Annotated in this window: 20 protein-coding genes; 12 read left to right on the top strand and 8 right to left on the bottom strand. The window is 71.5% G+C overall.

The annotated features are described in order from the left end of the window. Window positions 1-211 precede the first annotated feature (211 nt). Window positions 212-652 (bottom strand): (deoxy)nucleoside triphosphate pyrophosphohydrolase, encoded by a 441-nt coding sequence (locus AB0A95_RS26195; RefSeq protein WP_357558403.1) that lies wholly within the window; start codon window positions 650-652, stop codon window positions 212-214. Between the two features lie 183 nt (window positions 653-835). On the opposite strand from AB0A95_RS26195, the gene AB0A95_RS26200 reads away from it, so the two are divergent. From AB0A95_RS26200 to AB0A95_RS26210, 3 genes are all read left to right on the top strand, one after another. Next, a complete protein-coding gene (locus AB0A95_RS26200; protein WP_357067759.1) occupies window positions 836-1,144 on the top strand; it encodes a 4a-hydroxytetrahydrobiopterin dehydratase in 309 nt (102 codons plus the stop codon). A 51-nt stretch (window positions 1,145-1,195) separates the two neighbouring features. After that, on the top strand, window positions 1,196-1,558 hold the full coding sequence (locus AB0A95_RS26205) for a PH domain-containing protein (protein WP_110563545.1): 363 nt from the start codon (window positions 1,196-1,198) through the stop codon (window positions 1,556-1,558). A gap of 235 nt (window positions 1,559-1,793) precedes the next feature. Then, on the top strand, window positions 1,794-2,525 hold the full coding sequence (locus AB0A95_RS26210; protein ID WP_357558404.1) for a class I SAM-dependent methyltransferase: 732 nt from the start codon (window positions 1,794-1,796) through the stop codon (window positions 2,523-2,525). A gap of 220 nt (window positions 2,526-2,745) precedes the next feature. Here the strand turns inward: AB0A95_RS26210 and AB0A95_RS26215 are convergent, their stop codons facing one another. Beyond that, on the bottom strand, window positions 2,746-3,462 hold the full coding sequence (locus AB0A95_RS26215) for a hypothetical protein (protein ID WP_357558405.1): 717 nt from the start codon (window positions 3,460-3,462) through the stop codon (window positions 2,746-2,748). 135 nt (window positions 3,463-3,597) lie between these two features. Continuing rightward, complete coding sequence (locus AB0A95_RS26220; RefSeq protein ID WP_357558406.1) at window positions 3,598-4,161, bottom strand: hypothetical protein; 564 nt, start codon at window positions 4,159-4,161, stop codon at window positions 3,598-3,600. Window positions 4,162-4,334: 173 nt separating this feature from the next. Here AB0A95_RS26220 and AB0A95_RS26225 point away from each other — a divergent pair, with 173 nt between their 5' ends. Continuing rightward, window positions 4,335-4,991 (top strand): phosphotransferase, encoded by a 657-nt coding sequence (locus AB0A95_RS26225; protein WP_357558407.1) that lies wholly within the window; start codon window positions 4,335-4,337, stop codon window positions 4,989-4,991. A 159-nt stretch (window positions 4,992-5,150) separates the two neighbouring features. Here AB0A95_RS26225 and ychF read toward each other — a convergent pair whose 3' ends face one another. Further along, window positions 5,151-6,236 (bottom strand): redox-regulated ATPase YchF, encoded by a 1,086-nt coding sequence (gene ychF, locus AB0A95_RS26230; RefSeq protein ID WP_357558408.1) that lies wholly within the window; start codon window positions 6,234-6,236, stop codon window positions 5,151-5,153. A 96-nt stretch (window positions 6,237-6,332) separates the two neighbouring features. Between ychF and AB0A95_RS26235 the strand changes: the two genes are divergently transcribed. After that, on the top strand, window positions 6,333-6,902 hold the full coding sequence (locus AB0A95_RS26235; protein WP_357558409.1) for an exonuclease: 570 nt from the start codon (window positions 6,333-6,335) through the stop codon (window positions 6,900-6,902). A 24-nt stretch (window positions 6,903-6,926) separates the two neighbouring features. Here the strand turns inward: AB0A95_RS26235 and AB0A95_RS26240 are convergent, their stop codons facing one another. Then, complete coding sequence (locus tag AB0A95_RS26240; protein WP_357558410.1) at window positions 6,927-7,661, bottom strand: peptidase E; 735 nt, start codon at window positions 7,659-7,661, stop codon at window positions 6,927-6,929. A 119-nt stretch (window positions 7,662-7,780) separates the two neighbouring features. Then, on the bottom strand, window positions 7,781-8,326 hold the full coding sequence (locus AB0A95_RS26245) for a hypothetical protein (protein WP_357558411.1): 546 nt from the start codon (window positions 8,324-8,326) through the stop codon (window positions 7,781-7,783). A gap of 117 nt (window positions 8,327-8,443) precedes the next feature. Between AB0A95_RS26245 and AB0A95_RS26250 the strand changes: the two genes are divergently transcribed. From AB0A95_RS26250 to valS, 7 genes are all read left to right on the top strand, one after another. Next, window positions 8,444-8,668 (top strand): hypothetical protein, encoded by a 225-nt coding sequence (locus AB0A95_RS26250; RefSeq protein ID WP_357558412.1) that lies wholly within the window; start codon window positions 8,444-8,446, stop codon window positions 8,666-8,668. Window positions 8,669-8,966: 298 nt separating this feature from the next. Then, window positions 8,967-10,454 carry an FAD-binding oxidoreductase gene (locus AB0A95_RS26255; RefSeq protein WP_357558413.1) on the top strand — a complete coding sequence of 496 codons (1,488 nt, stop codon included), beginning with the start codon at window positions 8,967-8,969 and terminating at the stop codon, window positions 10,452-10,454. A gap of 77 nt (window positions 10,455-10,531) precedes the next feature. Continuing rightward, complete coding sequence (locus AB0A95_RS26260; protein ID WP_357558414.1) at window positions 10,532-12,004, top strand: AlkA N-terminal domain-containing protein; 1,473 nt, start codon at window positions 10,532-10,534, stop codon at window positions 12,002-12,004. After that, on the top strand, window positions 12,001-12,510 hold the full coding sequence (locus AB0A95_RS26265) for a methylated-DNA--[protein]-cysteine S-methyltransferase (RefSeq protein WP_357558415.1): 510 nt from the start codon (window positions 12,001-12,003) through the stop codon (window positions 12,508-12,510). The genes AB0A95_RS26260 and AB0A95_RS26265 overlap by 4 nt, the downstream gene beginning before the upstream one ends. A 36-nt stretch (window positions 12,511-12,546) precedes the next feature. After that, window positions 12,547-14,403, top strand: a complete 1,857-nt coding sequence (locus tag AB0A95_RS26270; RefSeq protein WP_357558416.1) for an ABC transporter ATP-binding protein — start codon at window positions 12,547-12,549, stop codon at window positions 14,401-14,403. Further along, entirely contained in the window at window positions 14,400-16,280 is a 1,881-nt protein-coding gene (locus AB0A95_RS26275) for an ABC transporter ATP-binding protein (protein WP_357558417.1), read from the top strand. The genes AB0A95_RS26270 and AB0A95_RS26275 overlap by 4 nt, the downstream gene beginning before the upstream one ends. A 55-nt stretch (window positions 16,281-16,335) precedes the next feature. Beyond that, window positions 16,336-19,005 carry a valine--tRNA ligase gene (gene valS / locus AB0A95_RS26280; protein ID WP_357558418.1) on the top strand — a complete coding sequence of 890 codons (2,670 nt, stop codon included), beginning with the start codon at window positions 16,336-16,338 and terminating at the stop codon, window positions 19,003-19,005. Between the two features lie 46 nt (window positions 19,006-19,051). Here the strand turns inward: valS and AB0A95_RS26285 are convergent, their stop codons facing one another. After that, on the bottom strand, window positions 19,052-19,696 hold the full coding sequence (locus AB0A95_RS26285) for a hypothetical protein (protein WP_357558419.1): 645 nt from the start codon (window positions 19,694-19,696) through the stop codon (window positions 19,052-19,054). Between the two features lie 93 nt (window positions 19,697-19,789). Beyond that, entirely contained in the window at window positions 19,790-20,500 is a 711-nt protein-coding gene (locus tag AB0A95_RS26290) for an ABC transporter permease subunit (RefSeq protein WP_357558420.1), read from the bottom strand. Window position 20,501 lies beyond the last annotated feature (1 nt).

Genomic DNA, 20,501 nt, shown 5'->3' on the forward strand with positions numbered 1-20,501 from the left:
CCGCTCCTGGCGGGCCGCCCGGCGCCAACAAGAGTCCTGACCACCCCGTACGCCCCACCCACCCCACCCCCCGGCCCCACCCCCCGGCCCCGGCCGGTTGATCATGGAGTTATTGCCCGCTCGCTCGGCGTGTCGCGACAAGAACTCCATGATCAACGGGAGCTGGGGGGCGGGGAGGGGGAGCTGGGGGCGGGGGCCGGGCCGAGGGGTTTTAGGGGGTTTTGAGGAGTCGGCGGAGGGTGGCGACTATGGGGGTGTCGGCGGGGAGCCAGGTGACCGATTCCAACTCGTCCGCCGCGAGCCAGCGCAGCGCCTCGTGTTCCAGCGCCTGCGGCTGGTCGTCGTCGAGCAGTCGTGCGGCGTACACCTTGAGCACCGAACGGCCGTGCGCCATTTTGACGTTGCGGCCGACCCGGTCGCCGATCTCGACGCGTACGGCCAACTCCTCGGCGCACTCCCGGATCAGCGCGTCGGTCTCGGTCTCCCCCGGCTCGACCTTCCCGCCGGGAAACTCCCACATCCCCGCCACCTCCGGCGGGGCGGCACGCGCACACGCGAGCACCCGCCCGTCCCGGATGATCGCCGCACCGACGATCACCTTGAGGTCTCGTCGTTCGGTCTGCCCGCCGTCATTCGCCCGTTCGGTCCGCACGGGCGTCCAGGGTGCCAGATCAATCGGCGGTTTGGGTACCGTAGCCGTCCGCTAGGCCAACAGAACACGGAAGTGTGGGCGTGGACACCCCTTCCGAGCGGCGACAGACTAGAGGACACCGACAAGACACGGGATGGCGGCGATTTGGCCACGAGCCGACAACGGCGCTTGGGGGGTGCGGTGATGCGCGTGCTGTTCAACAGCAGGGCCAAGCACGACTATCTCTCCGACGCGTTGACCTTGCTATCTGGTTGGACGCGCGAAGGCGAGCAGATCCGACGGACGCTCGCGATCGACGACAGCCAACACGCCGCCCTGACGGAACGGGTCAAGGTCGTCGCTGACGCACTGCACCTGCGTCCCGAGATCAGCCGCCTGCCCGACAGCACCCAGATCCGGGTCGGTCACGGCAACGGCGAGCCGCTGACCGAGGGTGAGGTCCTGTTGGCCGCCCGTATCGAGGATGCGTACCGGGCGGTCACCGAGTCCTGACGCCCGTCGCTCCCGTCGGCGGGCTGGCACCGGTTTTCTAGCCTTGGACCCATGGCGAACATCGCGTACGACCGCAAGGAGCAGGTCCAGCAGATCGAGAGCGGCCTCCTCGACGGTGAGCAGATCATCGCCGTCTACGACGCGGTCGGCACCGGCACCGGGTTCATCGGGCTGACGGACCGTCGCGTGATCATCCAGGACCGCTCGTTCATCGGGAAGCGGTTCGCGATCACCAGCATCCCGTACTCGAAGATCACCAGCGTGAGTGTGGTCAGCAACAAGTCCTGGGGTGGCTCGTTCTTCTCCACCGGTGCGATAGCGATCCACGTGGGGACGCACACCTACGAGGTGGAGTTCCGTGGCGCGCAGAAGAGCCACCACGTGCACAACGTGATCCTGCACCACATCTCCTGACCCGCCCGAGCACCGTGGCCCGGCCCGGCAGATATGCCTTGCCGGGCCACCGCCGTCTCTGGTCTGCTCGGTCCACAGCCGCGCGAAGGGAGCAGCCACCATGCCGAACACGACGAAGCCCCTCCGACCGAACGTCATCCGACTTGAGGAATCGAGGCTTCGTGAGCAGATCTGCTCCGACTCCCCCGGCGCGGGAGCGCGCCACTGACCCCCTGACCAACCCCGGAGGCCGCTGATGTCGGTCTTCGACGATCCCGGCCTCTTCGGCCGGCTGTGGGCCGCCGGCTACGACAGCCCGGGCAACCCCGACCCGGTGCCGGCTGTGGACTTCCTGGCCGACCTGGCCGACGGTGGGCCGGTTCTCGAACTGGCGATCGGCACCGGCCGGGTCGCGCTGCCGCTGGCCGAGCGCGGGCTCGACGTGCACGGTGTCGAGGCGTCCGCGGAGATGGTGGCGCAGCTGCGGGCCAAGCCCGGCGGCGACCGGATCCCGGTGGTCGTCGCCGACATGGCGGACGTACCGGTGACGGGTGAGTTCCGGCTCGCGTACCTGGTCTTCAACACGCTGTTCAACCTGGTGGACGCCGAGCGGCAGGCGGACTGTTTCCGCAACGTCGCCCGGGTGTTGTCGCCGGGCGGGGCGTTCGTCATCGAGACGTTCGTGCCCGACCCGCGCACCTTCGACGCCGACGAGCGGGTGCAGGTCCGGGCCGTCACCGAGGACTCCGCGACGATCCGACTGCATCGGTACGACCGACCGGCGCAGTCCTTCATCCGGCAGACCATCACCTTCGACGCTGACGGTGTGCACCTGAAGCCGTTCGCCATGCGGTATGCCTGGCCGCACCAGATCGACGAGATGGCCCAGCAGGCAGGGCTCCGGCTCACCGAGCGGTACGCCGACTGGCACCGGCGGCCGTTCACCGCCGACAGCCCATCGCACATCTCCGTCTACCGGGCGGAGTAACAGCGGTTGGTCGACTCCGGTTCCGGGAATCCGGGGTGTCCAGGTCTCCTTGACCCCCCGACTTCACGGAACCGGAGTCAGGACGACTCCCGGGCCACTGTGCGCGCGGTGGATCAAGCCGTGGCGCGGATCCGCGTCGCCGTCTCCGTACCGCTCGACGCGCGCTAGCGGGGTCACACCCGGCTGGGTCGTGGCCACCCGGACGGGCCGGAAGGCCCGGTCACCGCCCGGCGGCGGCCGACCGGGTCTGTCGCCACAGAGCCAGGCTGTCGTATGCGTCGCTCAGTTGCCGGGCCACATCGGGATCGGCGGTGGCCGAGACTCCGGCGACGAGCACATTCGCGGGTATCGGGCCGGCCAGCCAATCGTCGACCTCACGCCAGAAGTCGTTGTCCTGCCGGGCGTGAAAGAGCAGGCCGCTGACGAGTTCGGCAAGCTGCCGAGCCACGGGTTCGCCGACCTGTCCCTGAAGTTCGGTGAGGTACGGCGAAACGTCCGCTCCACAACCGACGATCGTGTCCAGCACGTCCCCTACCTCACACGCGCTGGGCCACGTCGACATGGTCTCTTGCCACCAGGCCCACGCGAAGTCGCGGATCGCGCTGCGCTCATCGTCCGAACCCGACCACCACAGGTCCTTGAGTCGACCTGGCAGGAAGACGTTGTAGCTCCAGTCGTCCATGTCGCCGGCCACCACCAATTCCAGCAGGCGCGGCAGGAAGTGGTTGAGGTACCTCTGATCACCCCACGTCGTCGTCGAGTTGAACAGCAACGGACCAAGTTGATCAGCAGTGATCTGCCGAAGCGGCGATCGGTGCAGCGCGACAACCTGCTCCGGGTCGACGCAGTGCGTACAGTATTCGACATCCTCGATCAGCGGGTACGGACCGAATACCACGTAGAGGTTGTCGACCGCCGCTCGAAGTCCACTGCGCATCCGGTGACGCTAACAACCAGGACCGCGCGACCGCGCGGTCTTTCTGGTGCCGGCCCTGAGCTGGCCGGTCCGCTGCGGCACGACCTCAGACCACTCCACCGTCGCCAGCGAGGTGGGTGAGAACAGCCCGGTCAGTCAGATGACGAGCGCGACCCCGAGGCCGATCAACATCGAAACGGCGGCGCCGACCGCGAACACCCGCCTGCTCCGGGGCCGCAATCCCCAGGTGTTGTCCGAGAACGACACCCTCTCACCGCGGATCCTGCCGAGCAGCCAGTTCGAGATCTGGAACAGCAGGGCCCAGAGCAGCACGGCACCGAACGAACCAAGCAATCCGGCGGTCAGCGCCTCACCGGTGGGGGTCTGTGCGGCCAGCCGACAGGCCTGCGAGGAATACCGGTCCCTCCGCAGGAGCATCGGCACCTGGACGGCCAAGACGAGCCCACACACCGCCGCCAGGATGAGCCAGGGCCGCCGCATCGGCGGTTCGGCGAAGCGCGCCGAGCCGACGAGGAGGACGGGGACGATCAACCCGCAGGGCAGCCAACCCAGCATGACGACCAGAGGCAGCGGCACCGCTGACAGCCCGTCGACCAGCCCGACCGTGAGGTGGTCGCCGATGAGGATGCTGCCGCCGAAGAGTACGAACCAGAGCGCCAGATAGCCGCCACTGAATCTTCGCAGAGCTTGTGACGTCACGATTGGCGAGTGTATTCAGCAATGCGAAACCGCTGACGTCCGCAAGCGTTCCGCACGGGGTGGGTCGCCGAGTGCTGTCCCCCGAAGCGGGCGACCCGCGGCTCCCGGCGCACAGGGGCCGGTGGCCGGGTGGTCGGCACCACGCGGACGTCCACCTCGGTTACCGTCGGGGCGTGGTGGATCCGGTCCCGCTGGCCTCGGGCCAAGACGCCGACGTCTTCGCCATCGACGATCGGCGCGTCCTTCGGCGCTACCGCGACGGTGGAGACGTGGCCGCCGAGGCGGCAGTCATGGCGTACGTGGGCAGTCTTGGTTTTCCGGTTCCCACCGTGTACCAAGCGCGTGGGGCCGATCTCGTCATGGAACGACTGGACGGGCCCACCATGCTGTCGGCACTCATCGCGGGTGACCTCGATGCCCCGGCGGCGGCCACCTGCCTGGCACACCTGCATCACCGACTCCACGCGTTGCCACCCCGGCTCAACGCGCGCGACGACGCCCGGATCCTGCATCTCGACCTGCACCCGGACAACGTCATACTGACGTCACGAGGGCCGGTCCTCATTGACTGGCGCAACGCGAGCGAGGGACCGGCGGACCTCGACGTCGCGCTCTCCGCTGTCATCCTTGCCCAGGTGGCGGCCGATGCCGGGCATCCCCTGGCAGCGCCGGCCGCGACGCTGTTGGCCGCGTTCCTGGACTGCGTCGGCGGCAGCCCGCTCACCGTGCTGGACCGGGCTCTGGCGCTACGGCGGAACGACCCTGCGCTCACCACCGCTGAGCGGGAGCGGCTCGACGCCGCCGCCGTCCTCATCACCGGTCACCGGTGAAGCCGGGACGCGACGTCCGGCGTGCCTTCCCACGGCCGCGCCGGTCGACCTAGATCCACTCGCCTTCCTGAATACCGCGCTGTCGAGGTCGGCGGGACACCGCGACGTCAATGAAGCCGAGGCGATCGTGTCGTCGAGGGCCCCGCTGACCGCCGAGACTCAGACGTTGAAGCGGAACTCCACAACGTCGCCGTCCTGCATGACGTACTCCTTGCCCTCGATGCGGACCTTGCCCGCCGCCTTGGCCGCCGCCATCGAACCGTGCTCGACCAGGTCGTGGTAGGAGACCACCTCGGCCTTGATGAAGCCGCGCTGGAAGTCGCTGTGGATGACACCCGCGGCCTCCGGCGCGGTGGCGCCGACCGGGACCGTCCAGGCACGTGCCTCCTTGGGGCCGGCCGTGAGGTACGTCTGGAGGCCGAGCGTGCGGAAGCCGACCCGGACGAGCTGGTTGAGGCCGGGTTCGTTCTGCCCGATCGACTCCAGCAGCTCGCGGGCCTCCTCCTCGGGCAGGTCCACCAGCTCGGATTCGATCTTCGCGTCCATGAAGACGGCCTCGGCGGGGGCGACCAGTGCGCGCAGCTCGTCGAGGAACGTCTCGTTGGCCAGCTCGGCCTCGTCGACGTTGAAGACGTACAGGAAGGGCTTGGTGGTGAGCAGGTGCAGCTCGCGCAGGTGCTCCAGCTCGATCTTGGCGGCGGCGGCTCCGGAGTAGAGCGTGGTGCCGCCGTCGAGCACCTCGATGGCCGCCTTCGCGGCGGCGACCGCGGCCAAGCGGTCCTTGCGGAGCTTGGCCTCCTTCTCCAACCGGGGCAGCGCCTTGTCGAGGGTTTGCAGGTCGGCGAGGATCAGCTCGGTGTTGATCGTCTCGATGTCGTCGGCCGGGGAGATCTTGCCGTCGACGTGCACCACGTTCGGGTCGGAGAAGGCGCGGACGACCTGACAGATCGCCGAGGCGTCGCGGATGTTGGCCAGGAAGGCGTTGCCCCGACCCTGCCCCTTCGACGCGCCGCGGACCAGGCCGGCGATGTCGACGAACGACACCGGGGCCGGCAGCACCTTCTGCGAGGAGAAGATCTCGGCCAGCTTGCCCAGCCGCTCGTCGGGCAGCCCGACCACGCCGACGTTGGGCTCGATGGTGGCGAACGGGTAGTTCGCCGCCAGCACGTCGTTCTTGGTCAACGCGTTGAACAGCGTGCTCTTGCCGACGTTGGGCAGGCCGACGATGCCGATGGAAAGACTCACGACCAGCCAGCTTACGCGGCGTACGGTTTATGTCGCGACGGGACCCGGCAGGCGTTGCTACTCTGCCCAATTCGATGTCTCGCTGCTGGAGGTGGGATGACCTCGACGTTGCCCGAGCTGTACATCGCCGTCGACGTGGAGGCGGACGGCCCGATCCCCGGGCCGTACAGCATGATCTCGCTGGGCATGGCCGTGGCCGGCCACCCGGACCTGACCTTCTACACCGAGCTACGTCCGATCTCCGACGAGTTCGTCCCGAAGGCGCTGGCCGTCTCCGGCCTGGACCGGGACCGCCTGCTGCGGGAGGCACCCACCGCGCAGGAGGCGATGTCCGCCGCGGCCGCCTGGGTCAACGGGCTGCGCCGGATCGGCCGCCCGGTCTTCCTGGCCGCCCCGGCCGTCTGGGACGGCATGTTCGTGCACTGGTACTTCGTCCGCTTCGTCGGCCACAGCCCGTTCGGTGCCACCGGCTCGGGTGTCGACCTGCGCAGCTACTGGATGGGGCTGACCGGCAGCGAGTGGGTCCAGACCCGCAAGAGCAAGATCAAGCACGAGCTGGGCCTGCACGACGTGCCGCACACGCACCACGCCGGGGAGGACGCCGCCGAGCTGGCACAGGTCTTCGACGCGGTGCTCCGACGCCGGACGCCTGCCGAGCAGGCGTGACGCTCAGCCGGGCAGGCGTGACGCTCAGCCGAGCAGGCGTGGGGCGATGACCGCCTCCCGGACGCTGCCGTCCGCGCCGCGGCTGACCTCGTACGCCGACGCGCCCTCGCGGTCCGCGATGGCCTCGACCAGCTGGGTGCCCCGGTAGACCAGGCCGACCCCGTCGTCGGTGCAGTGGCTGGTCGGCAGCGTCCCGTTGCCGACCAGCTCGTGTATGAGCGGCCGCCGCTGCCCCTCGCTGTCGTAGTGCACCCCGTTGCCGTACGGCAGCCAGGCCAAACCGTCGGTGAAGCCGCGCAGGCGCGGGCCGAAGCTGTCGGTGGCGCCGCCGACATGCCAGCAGATCGAGCCCGCGGAGACCCCGGCCAGCACCACGCCGGCCTGCCAGCACTCGCGCAGGATCTCGTCGAGCCCGTGCACCCGCCACACGGCCACCAGGTTGGCCACGCTGCCACCGTCGACCCAGATCACGTCCTGGGCGAGCAGGTGGGCACGGATGTCCTCGATGTTCGGCATGGGGAACAGAGCGAGGTGCGACAGCCGGAACCGGGTGTCGGCGAACGCGCCGTAGATGGCGCTCAGCACTGTGGGCTGGTCCCCGATGGCCTGACCGAGGTAGCAGACCCGTGGCTGCGGACCGACCTCGGCCAGCTCGGCCGCCAACTCGAAGACCGGGCCGGGACGCAGGTTGTAGGGGCCGCGGTCGCCGCGGAAGAAGCCCATGCTGGTGGCGACGATGGTCGGTGCGCTGGCTGGCATCGGGCGTCCTTCCGTCGGTGGTCCGCCGCCCATCCTGCCGCAGCCGCCCGCCCGCACACCGTCGGCCCCAAACGGTGATCAGGGGGTCGGCGGGCCGCCTGTCGACCGAACCCCCATGATCAACGCAAGGGTTCGGGCCGGCGCTGGTGCGGCACGCGGGCCTCGGGGCGGGCGACCGGGGGCAGCTCGGCGAGCGGGCGGGCGACCGGGGGCAGCTCGGCGAGTGGGCGGTCGGCCTCGGGTAGCTGGGTTGCGGCGGCCCGGGGCAGCGTGAACCGGTCGGCTGCGGCCGGGCCGGCCGACAACGACTCACGCAGCATCCAGCGGACCTCGTCGGCCGTCCAGCCCAGCCCCTGCCGGGCCGCGATCTCGCGAACCAACCGTCGGCCGGCCCGGGTGTCGTCGTCGTAGAAGCGCATGCACCAGTGGTGCGTCCACATGCCGAGCGCCCGCAGGCCCGCGTCGTCGAGGGAGCCGACCAACCTGCCGCAGGCGGTGTCGGCGAAGGCCCGCTCGGAGTCGGTCGTCCGATCCCGGTCGATGGCGCCCCGGGCGGCGGGCGCGACGGCCCGCATTCGGCGGTAGAGGGACTGCGCCACCGCGCGGGGCAGCGGCGGGAACGTGCCCGGTGTCGACGCCGCCGCCCAACCCGCCACGCTCGCCATGTCGTGTCACCCCTTCTTGAATTGGTGGCCGGACGTTACCCGCCAGGACCGACACTTCCGGGGCGAAAAAACCCGGCAGATCGCGGATAGCCACGATGACCTGCGGCGTCTGTGTCTGTGCCAACGAAACCGGTCGGCACCCTCGCGGCGATCCTCATCGGCACTCCGCTCGCTCTGGCCTCGACCGGCTCGAACGAGGCCCCACCGGCCGCACCCAGCCCGGCGGGTCCGGCGGACGTGCCCGGCCCGCCCGCACCCGAGTCGTCCGCACCGACCGTGGTGCCGACGGTCGTACCGAGCCCCGGCGGCGCGAAGCAGGACCCGGTGACCCGTCGCCGATGACCGCACCCGGCGTGCCGGGCGAGCCGATGACCACCCCGACTGTGTCGCGCTGAGCAGAACCGGTCAGGCCGGCGGCCTCCCCGCCCCGACCTGACCGGCCGACGGCGGCCGGCGCCGGCGGCAGCGCCAGAGCCGGGGTCGCCGGGAGATACCTGTCACCTCCCCCGCACCGGCGAGCGCGGTGCGCCGCCGGGACCAGCGGGCGCCGGCCCACCGGGTTTGCCGAGGCCGGTAAGCCCGCCCATCCTTGGGCCATGACCGATCTCGGGCACCCGACGTGCGTGGCGCGGGGGCGACGATGAGCACCGCCATGCCCCGGGTGCCCGCCTCGCTGACCGGGCAGATCGTCACACCCGGCGACCGCCGGTACGCGCAGCTGCGCTCCACGTACACCACCACCGCGTCGCCGGCCGCCGTGCTGCTGCCGAAGACCACCGCCCAGGTGGTCGACGCGCTGCGCTACGCGCGGGAACAACGGCTGCCGATCGCCGTCCGCAGCGGCGGGCACGGCTTCTCCGGGGCCTCCTCCAACAACGGTGGCGTGGTCGTCGACCTGTCCATGCTCAACCGCGTGCAGGTGCTCGACGAGCGGGCCGGGCTGGTCCGGGTAGAGGCCGGTGCCCGCTGGGCGAACGTCGCGAAGACGTTGGCACCGTACGGCCTGGTGGTCAGCTCGGGTGACTACGGCGGCGTCGGGGTCGGCGGTCTGGCCACCGGCGGCGGTGTCGGTTGGCTGGTCCGCGCCCACGGCCTCACCATCGACCGCGTCCGCGCCGTCGAGGTGGTGCTCGCCGACGGGACGCTGGTACGCGCGGACGCCGCGCACGAGCCGGAGCTGTTCTGGCTGGTCCGTGGCGCCGGAGCTGGTGCGGGGATCGTGGTGGCCTTCGAGATCGAGGCCGTCGAGCAACGCAACGTCGCGGTGACGCAGCTGGTCGTCGAGGCGCAGCCGGACGGGCGCACCATCCGGGAGTGGACGGCCTACCTCGCGCAGGCCCCACGGGAGTTGTCCGCGGCGGCGATGGTGTTCGCGGACGGACGCGCGGCCCTCATGTCCATCACCGCAGTGGTGGCCGCCGAGAGCCTGCGTCGGGCCCGGCCCGCGGTGGAGCCGCTGCTCGCCATCGGAAAGGTGCTCGAACACCGCAGCGACCTGCTGCCCTACCCGGCCCTGGTGCCGACCGCGCACCTGAACCCCAACGTCGGCCAGCAGCGCGGCACCACCACCAACGGCCTGTTCAGCGGGCTGAACGACGCGGGGGCACGGGCCGTGATGCGAGCCGTGACCGGCCCCGGGCGAGCGGTGGTCCAGCTCCGCTCGCTGGGCGGGGCGGTCAACGACGTGGCTCCCGACGCGACGGCGTACTCCCATCGCCACCAGGACACCCTGGTCATCGCCTCGGTGTTCCCACCGCAGGGCGGTGCCGCGTTGGACGCCGCCTGGCGGTCCGTCGGGGTGCGGGCCGACGGCGCGTACGTCAACTTCGAGAGCCGACCGGACCCGGCCGCGTTCGCCCGGATCTACCCGGGCGAGACCGGGGCGCGGGTGCGGCGGCTGTGGAAGCGGTACGACCCGGACGGCGTCTTCCGGCCCGCCCTGCTGACCGGCCAACCACACCGCGCCACCCAGTCGAGTCGATCGGCCCAGCCGAGTCGTTCCGGCCAGCCCGATCGTGCCGCGCAGCCGAATCGTGCCGCGCAGCCCAGCCGTTCCGGCCAGCCCAGCCGTTCCGGCCAGCCCACCGGGGCCGGCCAACCTCATCGGCGCCGCCGCCGTCCCCGTTGACGGGCCCCTGCTCACCGGCACGGCAAGGTCCGATTCCCGCCAGCCGACGGCGGGTCGAGCGGGGCATCATCTGTGACATGGAGCTGGACTTCGAGCGGTGTTACCGGGCCGTGGACAGTCGTGACCAGCGGTTCGACGGCTGGTTCTACACGGGCGTGACGTCCACCGGCATCTACTGTCGGCCGTCCTGCCCGGCGATCACACCCAAGCGGCAGAATGTCCGGTTCTTTCCGTCCGCCGCCGCCGCGCAGGGTGTCGGGCTGCGTGCCTGTCGCCGCTGCCGGCCGGACGCCGCGCCGGGCTCACCCCTGTGGGACGTCCGCGCGGACGTGGTCGGCCGCGCGATGCGGCTGATCGCCGACGGGGTGGTCGACCGGGACGGCGTACCGGGGTTGGCCTCCCGGCTGGGCTACACCGAACGGCACCTGCACCGGATGCTGCGCGCCGAGATGGGTGCCGGGCCGCTCGCGCTGGCCCGGGCCCAGCGGGCGCAGACCGCCCGGATCCTGATCGAGACCACGAACCTCTCGATGGCGGAGATCGCGTTCGCCGCCGGCTTCGGCAGCGTCCGACAGTTCAACGACACGCTCCGCGAGGTGTACGCGAGTGCCCCGTCCGACCTGCGGACGGCTCGCGGTGGTCAGCAGCCCTCGACCGGTGCGGGGACCATCGCGCTCCGGCTGGCGTACCGTCCGCCGCTGCACGCCGGCGCGCTGCTGGACTTCTTCGCGGTGCGGGCGCTGCCCGGGGTGGACGAGGTGCGCGATGGGACGTACCACAGGGGTTTGCGGTTGCCGCACGGCACCGGCGAGGTGGCGCTGACCCCGGCGGCCGGGCACGTGGCGGCGACGCTGCGGTTGACCGACGTCCGTGACCTGGCACCCGCGGTGGCCCGGTGTCGCCGGCTGCTCGACCTGGACGCGGACCCGGCGGCCATCGACGCCACACTGGCCGCCGACCCGGCGCTGGCCCCGGCGGTGGCGGCGGAACCCGGCGTCCGCGTCCCCCGTGCGGTAGACGGCTTCGAAATGGCCGTCCGAGCCATCATCGGCCAACAGGTCTCCCTAGCCTCCGCGAAAAAAACCCTCACCCGCCTCCTCACCGCCCATGAGCCCGTTGATCATGAGGTTATTGCCACCGGCTCCGGCGTGTCGGGACAACAACTCCATGATCACCGGGGGTTTTTGGGGGCGGAGGAGCTGTTGGCCCTGCCGGATTCGGGATTTGGGATGCCGGTGGGGCGGCGGGAGACCCTTCGGGGGTTGGCTCGGGCTGTGGTCGACGGGTCCGTCGATCTGGCGGCTTCGGTGGATCGGGGGGAGGCCGTTCGGGGGCTGCTCGCGTTGCCTGGTGTCGGTCCGTGGACCGCCAACTACCTGGCCATGCGCGCCTTCGGCGACCCGGACATCCTGCTCAGCACCGACCTCGCGGTCCGGCGCGGCGCCGCCGCCCTCGGCCTGCCCGACAACCCGACAACCCTCGACCGGTACGCCGAGCGTTGGCGTCCCTGGCGGTCCTACGCAACGATGAGACTCTGGAGAGCGGCATGAGCATCGACAGCACCGTACTGAGCACCCCGGCCGGCCCGTTGAGCATCCTCGCCGGCCCGGACGGCGACGTACGAGCGGCCGGCTTCACAGCGGACCCGGCGGCGCTGCTGCCCCTGGTCCACCCGACCCTGCGAGCGCCGGTGCGCGAACGGGCCGACCTCGGCCCGGTCAGCGCGGCGGTCCGGTCCTACCTGGACGGCGACCTCAGCGCCATCGACGCGGTGCCGGTACGGCAGCGCACCGGCGGGGAGTTCATGGCGCACGCCTGGCAGGTGCTGCGCGAGGTGCCGGCGGGCACCCCGGTCACCTACACCGGGTACGCGGCACTGGCCGGTCGGCCACCGGCGGTGCGGGCCGCCGCCGCGGCGTGCGCCCGGAACGCGGCGGCACTGTTCGTGCCGTGCCACCGGGTGCTGCGCACCGATGGCACGCTCGGCGGATACCGCTGGGGGCTGGACGTGAAGAAGTGGCTTCTCGGTCATGAGCGGCGCCTGACAGCAAGCTGACACCGGCGTCGCCCGCCATTGACGCTACCGTCTGGTATGCCTCTGCGGAGCGACGGCGACCCGGCCACCCCGGTCGCCGCGCCCCGGCACCCGTTGCACAACCTCTGGCGGCTTCGTCCCTACCTGCGCCCGTACGCCGCCGAGTTCGCCTGGCTGCTCGTCGCGGGCCTGGCGGGCACGGCGGCCGGGATCGCCGTGCCGCTTGTCGTGCAGCGGGTGGTGGACGGGCCGGTGGCCCGACACGAACCGGCCGGGCTGTTTCAGCTCGGCGGCCTGGCGCTGCTGCTCGGCGTGGTCGAGGCGGTGCTCATCTTCATCCGTCGCTGGGTGCAGTCCTCCTCGGCCGTGGGCATGGAGGCGGCGCTGCGCGCCGACGTCTACGCCCACCTGCAACGGCTGCCGACGAGCTTCCACGACCGTTGGCAGTCCGGCCAGTTGCTCTCCCGGATCACCAGCGACCTGTCGGTGATCCGCCGGTTCCTCTCCTTCGGCGTGTTCTTCCTGCTGCTCAACCTGACCACCTACGTGGTCGTGGTCGTGCTGCTGGTCAACCTGCACCCGCCGCTCGGGGCGCTGGTCGCGGCCAGCTCGGTGCCGCTGCTGCTGATCAGCCGCCGGTTCGGGCGGCACTACCACGCCGCGTCCCGGCGGATGCAGGACCAGCAGGGCGACGTGGCGACAGTGGTCGAGGAGACCGCGCAGGGTCTGCGCACCATGAAGGCGTACGGCCGGGGGCCGGAACTGGCCGCCCGCTTCGCGGTGGGGGCACAGCGGCTGCACGACACGGGTGTGGGAAAGGCGCGACTGCTGGCCAACACCTCGGCGTTGCTCGACCTGGTGCCCAACGTGACACTGGGCGTGGTGCTGGTGGCCGGGGCTGCCGCCGCCGCGAAGGGTGCGCTGACCATCGGCGAGCTTGTCGCGTTCGTCAGCCTGCAACTGATGCTCATCTGGCCGGTGCAGTCACTGGGTTGGATCATCGCCAACGGCCAGGAGGCCGCCACCGCCGCCGACCGGCTCCAGGAGGTGCTGGACACCCCACCGGAGATCGTGGACTCCCCCGGTGCGCTCGCCCTGACCCGCGACGCCGTGCACGGCCAGCTCCGCATCGAGCGGGTCTCGTTCAGCTACCCGGGCGGCACCGCGCCGGTGCTGCGCGAGATCGATCTGGTCATCGAGCCGGGCGAGACGCTCGCCCTGGTCGGTGCCACCGGCTCCGGCAAGAGCACCCTGCTCTCGCTGGTGCCCCGGCTCTACGAGGTGACCGCCGGCCGGATCACCCTGGACGGGCACGACCTGCGCGAACTACGGCTGGCCTCGCTGCGCCGGCTGGTCGGGGTGGCGTTCGAGGAGCCCACGCTCTTCTCCATGTCGGTGCGGGAGAACCTCACCCTGGGGCGTCCGGACGCCGACGACGACGATGTCCGGGCGGCCCTCGCGCTGGCCCAGGCCGACTTCGCGTACGAGCTGCCGTGGGGGTTGGCCACCCGGGTCGGTGAGCAGGGGATCTCCCTCTCCGGTGGGCAGCGGCAGCGACTCGCGTTGGCGCGGGCAGTGCTCGGCCGACCGGCGGTGCTGGTGCTCGACGACCCCCTGTCCGCGCTCGACGTGCACACCGAGGCGCTTGTGGAGGGGGCGCTGCGACAGGTCCTGCGCGACAGCACCGCGCTGCTGGTGGTGCACCGGCCGTCGACGATCGTCCTGGCCGACCGGGTCGCCCTGCTCCAGGACGGGCGGATCACCGCCGTGGGCCGGCACTCCGACCTGCTGGCCACCGTTCCGGCGTACCGGGCGATGCTGGCCGCCGACCCACCCACCGGGCATCCACCGGCGGCCGACGGCGCGGGCCCCCGCCCGTCCGCCCCCGACGGGCGGGGGCTGGTGCGCTCGTGACAGTGCCGCAGCAGGCCGACCCACCGCCGGAGGAGGAACCGGAACTGACCCGCTGGCGCGGGACCGCCACCGACCCGGAGGCCGACCGGAGTCGCGCCGAGGACACCGCACCGGAGGCGGTGGCCCGGCTGCGCCGGCTCAGCCGGGCCCTGCTCGCCGAACAGCTGCGACCACACCGGGGGCGACTCGCCGCAGCGGTCGGCCTGCTGCTGACCCAGAACGCCGCCGCGATGGCCGGCCCCTACCTGGTGATGATCGGCATCGATCGGGCCATCGCGCCGCTGCGCGCCGGCGACCCCCGCCCGCTGGTCGCGGTCGCCGCGGCGTTCGTGGTCGCCTCGCTCATCGAGTACGCGGCCCGGCGCGGGTTCCTCACCCTCTCGGCCCGCATCGGCCAGGCCGTCCTGCTCGACCTGCGACAGCGGGTGTTCGGGCACTTCCTGCGGTTGTCAGTGGGCTTCCACGAGCGGTACACCTCAGGACGGATGGTCTCCCGGCTCACGAGTGACCTCGACTCGATCGCCGAGCTTGTCGACGGTGGAATCGACAACCTGGTGATGGCCGGGCTGTCGATGCTGTCGGTGGCCGCCATCCTGCTCTGGCTGGACCTGCCGCTCGCCGCCGTGACGCTGCTCGCCTTCCCGTTCCTGTTCTTCCTCTCCCGCTGGTTCGCCCGGTCGTCGGCGAGCGCGTACCGGCGGACCCGCGACGCTGTCGCGCTTGTCATCGTGCACTTCGTCGAGTCGATGCGGGGCATCCGGGCGGTGCAGGCGTTCCGCCGGGAACCGCGCAACCAACGGATCTTCGTGGCGCTCGGCGACGACTACCGGCGCAGCAGCCTGCACACGTTCCGCCTGATCGCCACGTACTCGCCGGCGATCAAGCTGATCGGCAACGTCACTGTGGCGGTGGTGCTCTGCTACGGCGGCTGGCGGGTGCTCGACGGGCAGACCGAGGTGGGCGTGCTCGCCGCGTTCCTGCTCTACCTGCGTCGTTTCTTCGAGCCGATGCAGGAGCTGAGCCAGTTCTACAACTCGCTCCAGTCGGCCACCGCGGCACTGGAGAAGCTGGCCGGGGTGCTCGACGAACGGCCAGCCGTCGCCGAGCCGGCCCGGCCCACACCGCTGCCGACCGGCCCCGGTCGCGGCGAGGTGACCTTCCGGGCGGTCTCCTTCGGCTACCGGGCCGGCACCCCGATCCTCGGCGGGCTGGAGCTGACAGTGTCGGCCGGGCAGACGGTGGCGCTGATCGGGCCGACCGGGGCGGGCAAGTCGACGATCGCCAAGCTGGTCGCCCGTTTCCACGACCCGGACACCGGCACGGTCCGACTGGACGGGGTCGACCTGCGCGACGTCAGCGACGCCGACCTGCGTCGGGCCGTGGTGTTGGTGACCCAGGAAAATCACCTGTTCAGTGGGACCGTCGCGGAGAACATCAGGTTCGGCCGCCCGGGCGCGGACGACGAGACGGTCCAGGCCGCCGCGCGGGCGATCGGCGCGCACGACTTCATCGCCGCCCTGCCCGAGGGGTACGCCACCCAGGTGCACCGGCGCGGCGGCCGACTCTCCGCCGGGCAGCGCCAACTCGTCGCGTTCGCCCGGGCGTTCCTGGCCGACCCGACAGTGCTGATCCTGGACGAGGCGACGTCGTCGCTGGACGTGCCGACCGAACGGCTGGTGCAGCGCGCACTCGGCACCATCCTGCGCGACCGCACCGCCCTGGTGATCGCGCACCGGCTCTCCACAGTGGAGACAGCCGATCGGGTGCTCGTCCTCGACGACGGGAAGGTGGTCGAGGACGGTCCACCCGCCGTGCTGGCCGAGGCCGACGGCCGGTACGCGGCCCTGCACCGGCAGTGGCGCGACTCGCTGATCTGAGCCGGCGATCCGCAACTGCGTGGTCCGTCCCCCCGAAGATGCCTAGGATCGCTGGATGACCGATACGGCGAGGACGGCCCGCGCCGGCGTTCCCGAGCGTCCGAGTTTGGACGGGCTCGAGGAGAGCTGGGCACGCCGCTGGCAAGAGGAGGGCACGTACGCGTTCGACCGCTCGAAGGCGACTGTTCCCGGTCGCGGCGCGGCGTCAGACGCGCCGAGCGGGAATGGTCGCCGCAAGGACGTGTACGCGATCGACACCCCGCCCCCGACCGTATCGGGCGAGTTGCACATGGGGCACGTGTACTCGTACACGCACACCGACATCGTCGCGCGGTACCAGCGGATGCGCGGCAAGGTGGTCTTCTACCCGATGGGCTGGGACGACAACGGCCTGCCCACCGAGCGTCGGGTGCAGAACGTGTACGGGGTGCGCTGCGATCCGGCGCTGGCGTACGACCCGGTGTGGCGGCCACCGACCGCCCCGGTCGACGATGCCGCACGCCGCGACCCCACCCCGATCTCCCGGCGCAACTTCATCGAGCTGTGCGAACGGCTGACGGTCACCGACGAGCAGGCCTTCGAGGCGCTGTGGCGGCGGCTCGGGCTATCGGTGGACTGGTCGTTGACGTACACGACGATCGGCCGGATCGCCCGCACCACGAGTCAGCGGGCGTTCGTGCGCAACCTGCTGCGCGGCGAGGCGTACCAGTCGGAGGCGCCGACACTCTGGGACGTCGGCTTCGCCACGGCGGTCGCCCAGGCGGAGTTGGAGGACCGGGAGCGCCCCGGCGCCTACCACCGGCTGCGGTTCGCCGGGCCGGGCGGGCGCGAGGTGCTCATCGACACCACCCGCCCCGAGCTGCTGCCGGCCTGCGTCGCGCTTGTCTGCCACCCCGACGACGAGCGGTACGCCGACCTGGTGGGTGCGACGGTGCGCAGCCCGCTGTTCGACGTCGAGGTGCCGGTGCGCGCCCATCCGCTCGCCGACCCGGGCAAGGGCACCGGCGTCGCGATGGTCTGCACGTTCGGCGACCTGAGCGACGTGACCTGGTGGCGGGATCTCGACCTCGACACCCGGGTGGTCATCGGCCGCGACGGTCGGCTGCTCGCGGAGCCGCCGGCCGGGGTGCCGGCACAGCCGTACGCGGCGCTGGCCGGGCAGACCGTCAACGGCGCCCGTCGGGAGATCGTCGGGATGCTGGCCGACACCGGTGACCTGATCGGCGAGCCGCGCCCGATCACCCACCCGGTCAAGTTCTACGAGCGCGGTGACCGCCCACTGGAGATCGTCTCGACTCGACAGTGGTATCTGCGCAACGGCGGCCGGGACGCCGACCTGCGGGCCACGCTGCTGGCCCGGGGCGGGGAGCTGCACTGGGTGCCGGCACACATGAAGCACCGCTACGACAACTGGGTGGGCGGCCTGACCGGGGACTGGCTGGTCAGTCGGCAGCGTTTCTTCGGGGTGCCGGTGCCGGTGTGGTACCGGCTCGACGACACTGGCGAGCCGGACTGGTCCCACCCTCTCACGCCGGAAGAGTCCGCGCTGCCGGTCGACCCATCCAGTGACCCGGCGCCCGGCTACGAGGAGTCGCAGCGCGGCCGACCCGGCGGTTTCATCGGTGACCCGGACGTGCTGGACACCTGGGCCACCTCGTCGCTGACCCCGCAGATCGTCGGTGGTTGGGAGACCGACCCGGAGCTGTTCGCACAGGTCTTCCCGATGGACCTGCGCCCGCAGGGGCAGGAGATCATCCGGACCTGGCTCTTCGACACAGTGGTCCGTTCACACTTCGAGCACGGGGTGCTGCCCTGGCGGGACACCGTGCTCTCGGGCTGGATCCTCGACCCGGACCACAAGAAGATGGCCAAGTCCAAGGGCAACGTGGTCACCCCACTGGCGCTGTTGGAGCAGCACGGTTCGGACGCGGTGCGCTACTGGGCGGCAAGCGGCAAGCCCGGCATGGACCTGGCCTTCGACCCGGCGCAGATCAAGATTGGCCGCCGGCTGGCCACCAAACTGCTCAACGCGTCCAAGTTCGCTCTCGGGCTGGGCGCGGCGGACGCGCTGCGCGCCTCGTACGACAACTCCAGTTCGGCGCGTCCGACGCCGCGCCGCGACCTGGAGGTGTCGGCGACCGCCCCGCTGGACCGGGCCATGCTCGCCGAGCTGGCCACCGTGGTCACCGCCGCGAGCACCGCCCTCGCCGCGTACGACCACACTGCGGCGTTGCAGGTGACCGAGGCGTTCTTCTGGCGGTTCTGCGACGACTACATCGAGTTGGTCAAGGAGCGGGCGTACGGCACCGGAGCGGGCGCCGACTCGGCGCGGGCGGCGCTGGCCTCGGCGCTCTCGGTGCAGCTGCGGCTGTTCGCCCCGGTGCTGCCCTACGTGACCGAGGAGGTCTGGTCGTGGTGGCGGTACGGCTCGGTGCACAGGGCGCCGTGGCCCACCACCCACGAGGTGGCCCGGACGATCGAGGGGTCGGGTGAGCCGGCGCTGCTGCGCCTCGCCGGCGACGCGTTGAGCCAGGTGCGGCGGGCCAAGTCGGAGCGGAAGCTGTCGATGAAGGCCGAGGTGCCGTTGGCCGAGGCGCTCGGCCCGGCGGCGCTCCTGGAACAGCTCACCCTCGTCGCCGACGACCTGCGGGCGGCGGGCCGGATCGGCAAGCTCGACATGCTCCCCGACCGCACCCCGGAGCTGGTCATCGCCTGCGCGTTCTGACTTCCGTCCGCCGCCGCCACCCCCCTCCGGCGGCGGCGGACGGGAGTCACCAGCCGCGCAGGAAGCGCAGCCCGAGCAGGATCGCGATCACGGAGGGCCCCACCAGCAGGGTGATCGCCTGGAGCCGGTACGGCATCCGGTGCCGGGTCAGCTCACCCGCGTTGCCCAGCACGATGGCCCCGGCCAGCATCAGGAACGCGCCCCACCAACCGGTCTCCAGGTCGATCACGTCCAGTCGGATCAGTTGCAGGGTCAGGCCGAGCAACGCGCCGGTCAGCGCGAGCAGGGCCACCGCCCGGTGCAGGCCGCGGGCCAGCGGGTGGGCCGCCCGCCAGCCGTAGGTGCCGGCGACCGCCAGGCAGGGCAGCACCACCATCAGCGGCCAACCCCGCCCCATCACGCCGAACATCAGCAGCGCACCCACTGTGAACACCAGGGTCCCGACGCAGGCGAGCAGGTAACCGCCGAAGGCCCGGCCACCACCCCGGGCCAGCAACGGCCCGCCACTGGCCCCCAGCAACGCGCCCGGGATCAGGATGAACACCGCCCACCAGTGGAACTGGCCGGTGCCCTGCGCGGCAGTGGCGACCGTGGCGCAGGCCAGCCCGGCGACGGCCAGGCTGGTCAGCCACGGCCGGCTGCTCCGGGAGTACGGCTCAGCCAACGACGTTCGTTCCGCTTCGACGCTCACGCCCACCAGACTGGCCCGAGGTGGGGCAACCGGTCCATCCGGCCAGCCCTACCGCCGGAGGGTGGCTGGCCGGAACACCGCCGCGCACCGGTCTCAGCTCGTCTCGCCGGCCACGCTGAACGACCGCAGACGGTCGATGGCCAGCACTGTGAAGCCGACGCTGACCAGCGCGGTCATCACCGAGGCCACCGGCACCGAGACGGTGGTCTCCAACAGCCCGGTGGGGGCGAGCCGGTCGGCGAGGGCGATCACGTACTGCTGGATGGAGAGCACCTTGGTGCCGCTGACGAAGTTGCCCAGCAGCCCTTCCCAGATCAACACGTAGACCAGGCCGAGCAGCACCGGCCGCCTGGTGACCAGGCTGAGGGCGAGGAACAACGCCGAGTACGCCAGCGCGCCGAGCGCCGCCGCGAGCGCCAGCGCCAGACCGAGGCGTACCGAATCGGCGAGCACGCCCGCGACGTAGAGCGGCAGCGCGACGGTGGCGGCGCTGACCCCGGCGGCCACCGCGAGCTTCGGCAGCACGATCTGCCAGCGCGGCAGCGGCTTGGTCAGGATGTGCACGACAGTGCCGTCGTCGATCTCGGCGCCCAACACGCCAGTGCCGATGATCAGCGCGACCACCGGCAGCACCACGGCCAACCCGAGGCCGACGAGCACCGGCGGCCCCCACTCGCCCGGGTCGACGCCCAGGGACCGGCAGAGCACGGCCAGCCCGAGCAGCACCAACGGCAGCGGGAGCAGCAGCAGGAACCGACGCCGGCCGAACAGCCCGCGTGCGGTGATCCAGGTAATTGTCGACATG

This window comes from Micromonospora sp. NPDC049230 (genome assembly GCF_040647875.1).
Taxonomy (GTDB): Bacteria; Actinomycetota; Actinomycetes; order Mycobacteriales; family Micromonosporaceae; genus Micromonospora.

Coding starts and splice junctions, on each gene's coding strand:
- AB0A95_RS26255 (WP_357558413.1), top strand. CDS start 8,967: ATGAGCACCGCCATGCCCCGGGTGCCCGCCTCGCTGACCGGGCAGATC.
- AB0A95_RS26205 (WP_110563545.1), top strand. CDS start 1,196: ATGGCGAACATCGCGTACGACCGCAAGGAGCAGGTCCAGCAGATCGAG.
- AB0A95_RS26200 (WP_357067759.1), top strand. CDS start 836: ATGCGCGTGCTGTTCAACAGCAGGGCCAAGCACGACTATCTCTCCGAC.
- AB0A95_RS26210 (WP_357558404.1), top strand. CDS start 1,794: ATGTCGGTCTTCGACGATCCCGGCCTCTTCGGCCGGCTGTGGGCCGCC.
- valS (WP_357558418.1), top strand. CDS start 16,336: ATGACCGATACGGCGAGGACGGCCCGCGCCGGCGTTCCCGAGCGTCCG.
- AB0A95_RS26290 (WP_357558420.1), bottom strand. CDS start 20,500: ATGTCGACAATTACCTGGATCACCGCACGCGGGCTGTTCGGCCGGCGT.
- AB0A95_RS26235 (WP_357558409.1), top strand. CDS start 6,333: ATGACCTCGACGTTGCCCGAGCTGTACATCGCCGTCGACGTGGAGGCG.
- AB0A95_RS26265 (WP_357558415.1), top strand. CDS start 12,001: ATGAGCATCGACAGCACCGTACTGAGCACCCCGGCCGGCCCGTTGAGC.
- AB0A95_RS26215 (WP_357558405.1), bottom strand. CDS start 3,462: ATGCGCAGTGGACTTCGAGCGGCGGTCGACAACCTCTACGTGGTATTC.
- AB0A95_RS26240 (WP_357558410.1), bottom strand. CDS start 7,661: ATGCCAGCCAGCGCACCGACCATCGTCGCCACCAGCATGGGCTTCTTC.
- AB0A95_RS26270 (WP_357558416.1), top strand. CDS start 12,547: ATGCCTCTGCGGAGCGACGGCGACCCGGCCACCCCGGTCGCCGCGCCC.
- AB0A95_RS26260 (WP_357558414.1), top strand. CDS start 10,532: ATGGAGCTGGACTTCGAGCGGTGTTACCGGGCCGTGGACAGTCGTGAC.
- AB0A95_RS26245 (WP_357558411.1), bottom strand. CDS start 8,326: ATGGCGAGCGTGGCGGGTTGGGCGGCGGCGTCGACACCGGGCACGTTC.